Origin of the sequence: Mesorhizobium sp. M4B.F.Ca.ET.089.01.1.1 (genome assembly GCF_004022605.1) — a bacterium.
GTDB classification, from domain to species: domain Bacteria; phylum Pseudomonadota; class Alphaproteobacteria; order Rhizobiales; family Rhizobiaceae; genus Mesorhizobium; species Mesorhizobium abyssinicae.
The window spans coordinates 1-3,045 of the sequence record NZ_RZOS01000580.1; the positions used below are offsets into that span (position 1 = coordinate 1).

General features: G+C 65.1%; 2 protein-coding genes and 1 pseudogene. All 3 read right to left on the reverse strand.

From position 1 onward, the window contains the following. Window positions 1-177, reverse strand: a pseudogene (locus EN780_RS30990) (cation-efflux pump); the annotation flags it as partial. A 5-nt stretch (window positions 178-182) separates the two neighbouring features. Continuing rightward, window positions 183-2,372, reverse strand: coding sequence for an anthranilate synthase (locus tag EN780_RS30995; protein WP_127309608.1), 2,190 nt, complete (start codon window positions 2,370-2,372; stop codon window positions 183-185). A gap of 238 nt (window positions 2,373-2,610) precedes the next feature. Beyond that, window positions 2,611-3,045 (reverse strand): succinylglutamate desuccinylase/aspartoacylase family protein (locus EN780_RS31000; RefSeq protein WP_189556880.1); only part of this gene is annotated, 435 nt, incomplete at its 5' end.

Below are 3,045 nucleotides of genomic sequence, written 5' to 3' on the forward strand. Positions count from 1 at the left end.
GTTGACGATCGATTCCAGCGCGTCGGAATAGAGGGCGACGGAGCCGGTCATCTGCCAGGCGACAAACTTCAGCCCCATCACCAGGAAGGCGATGACGATCGACCAGAAGGCAAGGCTGGCAACCTTGCGCTTGGCTGCGGCTTTTGCCGCGGCCGCCATGTCTTCCGTTGCGGCCATCGCTGCTAGGCTGCCTTTTCCTTGGCCTTGCGCGGCAGATGCGCAACGATGTTCTCGATGATGCGCATGCCGGCATTGTGGCCGAGCGTCATGATCGATTCCGGGTGGAACTGCACGGCGGCGATCGGTTCCTTGCGGTGCTCGAAGGCCATGATGACGCCGTCCTCGGTCTCGGCGGTGACCAGGAAATCGTCGGGCAGGCGCACCGGATCGGCGAAGATCGAGTGGTAGCGGCCGACGGTCACTTCCTTGGGCAGGCCGGAGAAGATGATGCCCGGCTTTGAGACGCGGATGCGCGACGGCTTGCCGTGCATCGGAATGTGCAACTGCCTGAGCTCGCCGCCATAGGCCTCGGCCAGCGCCTGCAGTCCGAGGCAGACGCCGAAGATCGGCAGGTCGCGGGCGCGCGCCTTCTTGATCGTGGCGGCGCAGTCGAAATCCTTCGGCGTGCCGGGTCCGGGCGACAGCACGACGAGGTCGGGCTTCAGCCGCTCGAAAACCTCTTCCGGCACCGGCGTGCGCACGGTGGAGACATTGGCGCCGGTCTGGCGGAAGTAGTTGGCGAGCGTATGGACGAAGGAGTCCTCGTGGTCGACCAGCAGGATGTTGACGCCGTCGCCGACGTGCGCGGTGGCGCGTTCGGCACCGGCCGCATTGCCGGTCTTGGCGTCGCGGATGGCGGAGAGCATGGCGGATGCCTTCAATTCGGTTTCGGCTTCTTCTTCCTCGGGAATGCTGTCGAAGAGCAGCGTGGCGCCGGCGCGCACCTCGGCGATGCCGTCCTTGATGCGGATGGTGCGCAGCGTCAGCCCGGTGTTCATGTCGCCGTTGAAGTTGACCATGCCGATCGCCCCGCCATACCAGGCGCGCGGGCTCTTCTCGTTCTGTTCGATGAAGCGCATGGCCCAGAGCTTCGGCGCGCCGGTGACGGTGACCGCCCAGGCGTGCGACAGGAAGGCGTCGAAGGCATCCATGCCCTCGCGCAGCCGCCCCTCGATATGGTCGACGGTGTGGATCAGGCGCGAATACATCTCGATCTGGCGGCGGCCGATGACACGCACCGAGCCCGGATCGCAGACGCGAGATTTGTCGTTGCGGTCGACGTCCGAGCACATGGTGAGCTCGGACTCATCCTTCTTGGAGTTGAGCAGCTTCAGGATCTGCTCGGAGTCCGAAATGGCGTCGTCGCCGCGCTTGATCGTGCCCGAGATCGGGCAGGTCTCGACGCGGCGGCCATTGACGCGCACGAACATCTCCGGCGAGGCGCCGATCAGATATTCGCCCTCGCCGAGATTGATGAAGAAGGAATAGGGCGACGGGTTGATCGATTTCAGCTTACGGGAGATCTCGGAAGGCTCGGTCTCGCAGCGCTCGTAGAACATCTGGCCGGGCACCACCTCGAACAGATCGCCGCGCTTGAAGCTCTCCATCGCCCGGCGCACCAAATTGGCGTATTCGCCGGGCTCGTGATCGCCGCGCGGCGGGATGCGGTCGGCAGTCCTGAACGGCTCGACGGCGGCGTCGCGGGCCAGGCCTTCGGTCGAAAATCCCTCGCCGGAATAGTCGTAGCGATCGGTCCAGGCCTTGGTCGAATAGTGGTCGACGACCAGGATCTCGTCGGGCAGGAACAGCACCAGGTCGCGCTGGCTGTCCTTGCGCTCGAGCTTGTAGTCGACCGGGTCGAACTGGAAGGCGAGGTCGTAGCCGAAGGCGCCATAAAGCCCGAGATTGGCGTCTTCCTCGGTCTTGAACAGGGCGGTGATGGCGCGCAGCACCGTGAACACCGAAGGCACGCGGCTGCGCTCTTCCTCGGTGAAGACACGGCCGGGCTTTGCCACATCGAGGCGAATGAGCTTCCTCGTGGACTCGGCGATCGTTACCTCGCTTAATCCCGCGAGCGTCTTGCCGATCACCGGCAGCAGCGCCTCGCCACGGCCGTTTAGCGCCTCGATGCGCATGGCGCGGCCGCGCGCCGAGATCACCAGCGGCGGGTCGATGATGGCGGTGTCCCAGCGCGTGTAGCGGCCCGGATATTCGTAGTTCGAGGAGAACACCGCGCCGCGCCGCGAATTGAGGCCATCGACATAGGCGTCGATCGCCCCGTCATAGGGCCGGTCGTGGCGCTCGCGCGTTATCGTCACGCCGCCGGCGGTGACGAAGCGCTCGGCCCCGTTGTCCAGAACTTTTGTCGTCATTGCCGTCTCCATCAGCGTTTTGGGCAACGGACCCGGGAATGGCTTAAAAAACAAATGGCCGCCCGGACATTCCGTTGCGGCCACCCTCTCTATTCACGCGCACGCGTTCGAACAGGCCGCTGTCAGCGAGCCCACCACCAAACAGTCTTGTTCGAGCGCATGTTCATGGGATTCCCATAGCGGCGAATGAACGGCCGCGCAACTGGATTCCACGAAGCTGGTAAAGGGCCTGCCTCTCTCAGTCCTCCAGCGTTCCCGACCTTGCGTCGTCGCTCCTTTTGTCGCCGACCAGCTTCAGAAGGTCTTCGCCGGCGCGGATGATGCGCCGCGAACGCCTGGTCAGGATAAGGCCGGCCTGGGGCGCGAACACTTCCGTGCTGCCGCCCGTTTCGCCCGGGGCGTAGACGATTTTGGCGAGCCGCGCTCCCTTGGCGACGCGGTCGCCGGGCTTCACGTCATAGACGACCGCGCCACCCTTCGGCGCCGGCATCATGTCGATGTTTTCCAGCGGCGCCACGGTGCCGGTGAAGGCGCCGGGCGTGGCCAAGGCGGGATCGGCGACAACGCCGCGCGCGACAAGCAGCCGATAGAGCCCCTCGGCATCGGCAGCGGCCAATTCGCCGTCGACGTCGAGTATGCCGCGATACTCGACCGTGGTGGCGACCCGCCGGTC

Coding starts and splice junctions, on each gene's coding strand:
- EN780_RS30995 (WP_127309608.1), bottom strand. CDS start 2,372: ATGACGACAAAAGTTCTGGACAACGGGGCCGAGCGCTTCGTCACCGCC.